Consider the following 6,077-nt stretch of genomic DNA (forward strand, 5'->3'; position numbering starts at 1 on the left):
CGTGCCCACGGACTTCGACAACGCCCTGGACGTCGCCCCTGCAGGACAACCCCGGCGTCCGCGCCGCGGGCTGGACCCTGCGCGCCGCCGAGCCAACGTCGCCGCGGCCAAGGCGCAGTATCTGCCCTCGGCCAGCCTGACCGCGTCGTACGGCGGCTCGACCGGCGACCTGGGCCGCTTCGGCGACTTGGTCGACAACACCGAGTTCCGCGCCGGCGCCACCGTTTCGGTGCCGCTGTTCACCGGCGGCCTGAACAGCTCGCGCGTCGCCGCGGCGCTGGAGCGCGCCAACGCCGCCCAGATCAACGTCGAAGGCGAGCGCCGCAACACGCTGCAGTCGGTCAGCACCGCCTACGCCCAGGCCATCTCCGCCCGCTCCAACCTGCAGGCGGGCCGCGAGGCCGTGCGCTTCGCCACCATCGCCGCCGAAGGCGTCCGCCAGGAGGCGCAGGTCGGCCTGCGCACCACCCTGGACGTGCTGAACGGCGAGCTGGAGCTGCGGAACGCCGAAGTCGACCTGGCCAGCGCCCAGCGCAACGAATACGTCGCCCAGGCCAACCTGCTGGCCGCCATGGGCAAGCTGGAAGGCGCGGACCTGGATCCGACCCTGACGGTCTACGACCCGGCCGCCAACTACAACCGGGTCCGCAATCGCGGCGGCCTGCCGTGGGACGGCGTGATCGAGGCCATCGACCGGGTGGCCGCTCCGGCGGTCCGCCCGGCCGAGGACGCACCGGACGCTCCGGTGGACGCCCAGCTGAAGTCCGAGATCGTTCAGACCGCCCCGCGCGACTGAGCGGACGGCGTTCGCCCTTCAGGCGAAAACGCCCGTTGATTCCGGCGGGCGTTGATGCGACGACAACCTGACGCGGAGGGGCTCCTCTCCGCGTTCGGCTTTTTGACTTGTCCGTGCGCGGATGCGTGCGATCCGGGGTTTCGCCATGACCGACCAGACCGCTCAGGAACCGACGATGGAGGAGATCCTGGCGTCGATCCGCCGGATCATCTCCGAGGACGACGCCCCGGCCGAGACCGCCGCGGCCGCGGCTCCGGCTCAGGAAGAGGCCGCTCCGGCGTCTGAACCCGAACCCCAGCCCGAACCCGAAACCGAGCCCGTGTCGGCCGCCCTGATGGACGAGACCCCGTCGGTGCAGGAACCTGCCGCGTCCGAGGAGGACGTGCTGGAGCTGACCGACACCTATGAGGAGCCGGCGGAAACCATCGGCGACCTGGATGTCTCGCCCGCCGAACCCGAGCCGTTCCCCGCCGAGCCCACTCTCAGCGAGTCGGTCTACGCCCCGGCCTCCGAGGCCCAGGCTCCCGAACATCAGCCTGTCACGTCCGGCGGCTATGACACCCTGGTCGGCGACAGCGCCGCGGCCAGCGCCGCCTCGGCTTTCGCCGGCTTCGCTTCCTCGCTGAAGAAGACCGAACCCATGGACGTCTCCATCCCCTCGGGCCCGACCATCGACGAACTGGCCCGGTCGCTGCTGCGCCCGATGCTGAAGGAATGGCTGGACGCCAATCTGCCGGCCATCGTCGAGGCCCAGGTACGCAAGGAAGTCGAACGCATCGCCCGCTCCGCCGGCTAGCTTCACCTGCGACCTGATCAAGGCTAGATCATTCCGGGGCGGCTCCAGGCGGAGCCGCCCTTCTTCTTTTTGGCGTAAGACCCCTCCATGCTCGACAAGACCTTCGATCCGAAATCCGCCGAACCCCGCTTGTACGCGATGTGGGAGGACTCCGGCCTGTTCGCGCCACGCGCCGCGACCGCTACGGACGGAGCCGCGGACGCCTATTCGATCGTCATCCCGCCGCCGAACGTGACGGGTTCGCTGCACATCGGCCACGCGCTGAACAACACGCTTCAGGACATTTTGGCCCGCTATCACCGGATGAAGGGCAAGGCCGTCCTGTGGCTGCCCGGCACCGACCACGCCGGCATCGCCACCCAGATGGTGGTCGAGCGCCAGTTGGCGGCCGCCGGCAACATCGGACGGCGCGAGATGGGCCGCGAGACCTTCGTCGACAAGGTCTGGGAGTGGAAGGCCGAGTCCGGAGGTACCATCGTGCGGCAGCTGCGCCGCCTGGGCTCGTCCTGCGACTGGTCGCGCGAGCGCTTCACCCTCGATGAGGGCCTGAACGCCGCCGTCCGCAAGGTCTTCGTCCAGCTCTACAAGGACGGCCTGATCTACCGTGACAAGCGGCTGGTGAACTGGGACCCGCATTTCCAGACCGCCATCTCGGACCTGGAGGTCGAGCAGAAGGAGGTCGACGGCGCCTACTGGCATTTCGCCTATCCGCTGGCCGACGGCGTGACCTACGAGCATCCGATCGCCTTCGACGCGGACGGCAGGGCGACGGAGTGGGAGACCCGCGATTACATCGTTGTCGCCACCACCCGACCCGAGACCATGCTGGGCGACACCGGCGTGGCGGTGCATCCAGAGGATGAGCGCTATGCGGGGCTGGTCGGCAAGTTCGTGACCCTGCCCATCGTCGGCCGCCGCATCCCGATCGTGGCCGACGACTACGCCGACCCGACCAAGGGCTCGGGCGCGGTGAAGATCACCCCAGCGCACGACTTCAACGACTTCGGCGTCGGCAAGCGCGCCGGGCTGCCGGCCCTCAACGTCATGGACGCCTTCGGCCGGATCACCTCCGCCGACACGTCGGACGTGCCCTCCGAGTACGAGGGCATGGACCGCTTCGCCGCCCGCAAGGCCATCGTCTCGCGCGCGGAGGAGGAGGGCTGGCTGAAGGAGATCGAGAAGACCCGCCACATGGTCCCGCACGGCGACCGGTCGGGCGTGGTCATCGAGCCCTGGCTGACGGACCAGTGGTACGTCGACGCCCACACCCTGGCCCAGCCGGCCATCAAGGCGGTGGAGCAGGGCGACACCGTCTTCGAGCCGAAGAGCTACGAGAAGATCTATTTCGAGTGGCTGCGCAACATCGAGCCCTGGTGCATCTCGCGCCAGCTCTGGTGGGGTCACCGCATCCCCGCCTGGTACGGCCCGAACGGCGAGATCTATGTCGCCGAGACCGAGGAAGAGGCGCGCGAGCAGGCGCTGTCGGACTACGATTCCGAGGTCGCCCTGACCCAGGACGAGGACGTTCTCGACACCTGGTTCAGCTCGGCCCTCTGGCCGTTCTCGACCATGGGCTGGCCCGAGAAGACCGAGGACCTGGAGCGCTTCTATCCGACCTCGGACCTGGTCACGGCCGCCGACATCATCTTCTTCTGGGTCGCCCGAATGATGATGATGGGACTTCACTTCATGGATGAAGTTCCGTTCCGGCGCGTGATCATCAATGGTCTGGTCCGCGACGAGAAGGGCCAGAAGATGTCGAAGTCCAAGGGGAACGTCATCGATCCCCTGGGCATCATCGACGAGCTGGGCGCCGACCCGCTGCGCTTCACCATGGCCATCCTGTCGGGCACGCGCGACATCAAGTTGTCGAAGCAACGTATTGAAGGTTATCGCAACTTTGGAACAAAGTTGTGGAACGCGGCTCGCTTCGCCCAGATGAACGAGGCGAAGCGCGTCGAAGGCTTCGACCCGGCGGCCGTCGAGCAGACGATCAACCGTTGGGTCCGCGACGAACTGACCAAGGCCGAACGCCAGATTTCCAGGGCGCTGGAGGACGGCCGCTTCGACGACGCCGCCTCGGCGCTGTACCGCTTCGTGTGGAACGTGTTCTGCGACTGGTATCTGGAACTGGCCAAGCCGGTGTTCCAGGGCGCGAACGAGGCGGCCAAGGCCGAGACACGGGCCATGACCGCCTGGACGCTGGACCAGACCTTGAAGCTGATGCACCCGGTGACGCCGTTCATCACCGAGGAGCTGTGGGACAAGCTGGCCGACGAGGGCGCGCCGCGCGCGGAGCCTCTTCTGATCGGCGCGGCCTGGCCCGCCTTGCCCGACAGCTATTTCGATCGCGACGCCGCCGAGGAGATCAACTGGCTGATCTCGGCGGTCACCCAGCTTCGATCCAGCCGGGCGGAGATCGGGGTGCCTCCGGCCGCCAAGCTGGTCTTGGCCCTCCACAATCCCACGACGGAGAACAAGGCCCTGTTCGATCGGCACGGCGACCTGATCCGGACCCTGGCGCGGCTCAGCGAGATCACGACCGCGAGCACCCAGCCGGCGGGATCCATCGCCCTGCTGGTGGCCGGTTCGTCGGCCTTCCTGCCCCTGGAGGGACTGGTCGATCTGGACGCCGAGCGCGCGCGTCTGATCAAGGAAATCGCCGTCTTCGACAGCGATATCGGCCACGTGAACAAGAAGCTGGGCAATCCCAATTTCGTGGCTCGCGCCGCGCCCGAGGTCGTCGACGAGCAGCGTCAGAAGCTGACCGAGGCCGAAGCGGGCAAGGCCAAGCTGGAGGCGGCGCTCGCCCGCCTGGACACGGTGGGGTGAGCGCATTCCTCCCCTTCAGGGGAGGGGACCACGCGCAGCGTGGGGGAGGGGCGCCGGCTCCGCGCTCGCTTCGACACCCCTCCACCGTCCTTCGGATGGTCCCCCTCCCCGGAACGGGGAGGAACGATGACGACTCGACCAACTCCTCGTCGCCCGCGGCCTGGCCGAAAAGCCGGGCGCGGGCCAAGGCGGCCATCGAAGCGGGGGGCGTGACGGTCGATGGCCGGCCGGCCAAGGCGGCCTCACAGGTCGTGGCCGAGGACGCCGAGATCACCTACGCCGACGCCCACCGTTTCGTCGGGCGGGCGGCGCTGAAGCTGGACCACGCCCTGACGCTCTGGCCGATCAAGGTCGCGGGCCGGACCGTCCTGGACATCGGCGCCTCGACGGGCGGCTTCACCCAGGTCTGCCTGGAGCGCGGCGCGGCGCGGGTGTTCGCCGTCGACGTGGGGCAGGGACAACTGCACCCGCGGCTGGCGGACGATCCGCGGGTGACCCAACCTGGAGAAGACGGACGCCCGCGCGCTGAACGGCGGACCTGATCCCGCAGGGCGCCCGGGCCTGGTCGTCTGCGACGCCAGCTTCATCGGCCTGGCCAAGGTGCTGCCCGCGGCCCTGGCCCTGGCCGCCCCGGACGCCGACCTGGTCACCCTGGTCAAGCCGCAGTTCGAGATGGACAACCGCGCTGATGTGGGCCGCGGCGGCCTGGTCAAGGACGCCGACGCCCGCCAGGCCGCTCTGGACCGCGTCCGGGAGTGGCTGGAGAGGCAGGGCTGGGCGGTTCAGGCCACGACCGAAAGCCCCATGCCGGCGGCGATGGGAACATCGAACATCTTCTTTGGGCGAAGCGGCGCTGACGCGCCGCTTCGGGGCGCTAACGCTCGCCGCGCGGCGGCTCGCTGCTTGAGCGCCTAGGAAGCGCATCCTGTCCCAGACCGCGTCGGGTCGGGAGGTCCCGCAGGGCCGACGAGCGCGGTCCACCAAAAAGGAAAAGCCCCCGACGGATTTCTCCATCGGGGGGCCTCCGTCACATCGCCGATCGACAGGGGGGCTGATAATTAATCGACGACGCGATCTCGTCAGTAGCCGTCGCAGACCTCTTCGTAGCGGGTCACCAGGCGGCCGTTCCAATCGCGGCTGCGGCTTTCGACCGTGCGGCAGCCGTAGCGGCTGTCGTACCGGCCGCGGTCCTCGTAGCGGTACCCGTTGTCATAGCGGTACCGGTCGTCGTACCGGTTGTCGTAGTAGTCCCTGTCGTAGCCGCGGTCGTCGTAATAGCCGCCCGAGCGGGACTGGTCGTAGTAGGTCTCGCAGCGGCGCGAGGAGTCGTTGCCGACCCCGGCTCCGATCGCCGCGCCCAGGACCCCGCCCAGGATGCTGCCTTCGGTGCGGCGGCCGCGCGCGGCCAACTGAGAGCCCGCCACGGCGCCGAGACCGGCCCCGATGGTCGCGCCGGCGGCGCGGCGCTGGTTGCGGTCGCTGCGGCAATAGTCGTAGTTGTCGTACCGGTCGTAACCGTAGCGGTCCCGACCGTAGCGGTCCTGGTCGTAGCGCTGATCGTAGCCGTAGCCGTACCGGTCGCCCTGATAGCTGTAAGACTGGGGCCGAGGCGGACGCCGGGGGGCCAGGAGCAGGCCGGCGGCCGCGAGGGGC

The 6,077-nt window shown here is 68.9% G+C and carries 6 protein-coding genes; 5 read left to right on the top strand and 1 reads right to left on the bottom strand.

Annotated features, from left to right (window positions below; translation table 11 throughout):
* The 5 genes from AC2W7C_RS12510 to AC2W7C_RS12530 all read left to right on the top strand — a co-directional run.
* On the top strand, positions 1-796 hold a 796-nt coding region (locus AC2W7C_RS12510), incomplete at its 5' end, for a TolC family protein (RefSeq protein WP_486001737.1).
* 145 nt (positions 797-941) lie between these two features.
* The gene (locus AC2W7C_RS12515) at positions 942-1,592 is read left to right on the top strand and encodes a DUF2497 domain-containing protein (protein ID WP_486001738.1); all 651 of its coding nucleotides are present in this window, start codon (positions 942-944) and stop codon (positions 1,590-1,592) included.
* A gap of 87 nt (positions 1,593-1,679) precedes the next feature.
* Positions 1,680-4,424, top strand: coding sequence for a valine--tRNA ligase (locus AC2W7C_RS12520; protein WP_486001739.1), 2,745 nt, complete (start codon positions 1,680-1,682; stop codon positions 4,422-4,424).
* 209 nt (positions 4,425-4,633) lie between these two features.
* A complete protein-coding gene (locus AC2W7C_RS12525) occupies positions 4,634-4,966 on the top strand; it encodes an SAM-dependent methyltransferase (protein ID WP_486001740.1) in 333 nt (110 codons plus the stop codon).
* Positions 4,967-5,024: 58 nt separating this feature from the next.
* Positions 5,025-5,339 carry a hypothetical protein gene (locus AC2W7C_RS12530; protein ID WP_486001741.1) on the top strand — a complete coding sequence of 105 codons (315 nt, stop codon included), beginning with the start codon at positions 5,025-5,027 and terminating at the stop codon, positions 5,337-5,339.
* 164 nt (positions 5,340-5,503) lie between these two features.
* On the opposite strand, the gene AC2W7C_RS12535 is transcribed toward AC2W7C_RS12530, so the two are convergent.
* Positions 5,504-6,077 (bottom strand): glycine zipper family protein (locus AC2W7C_RS12535; protein WP_486001742.1); only part of this gene is annotated, 574 nt, incomplete at its 5' end.

It is taken from the genome of Brevundimonas sp. CURTG3B2_SDJG, assembly GCF_057364705.1.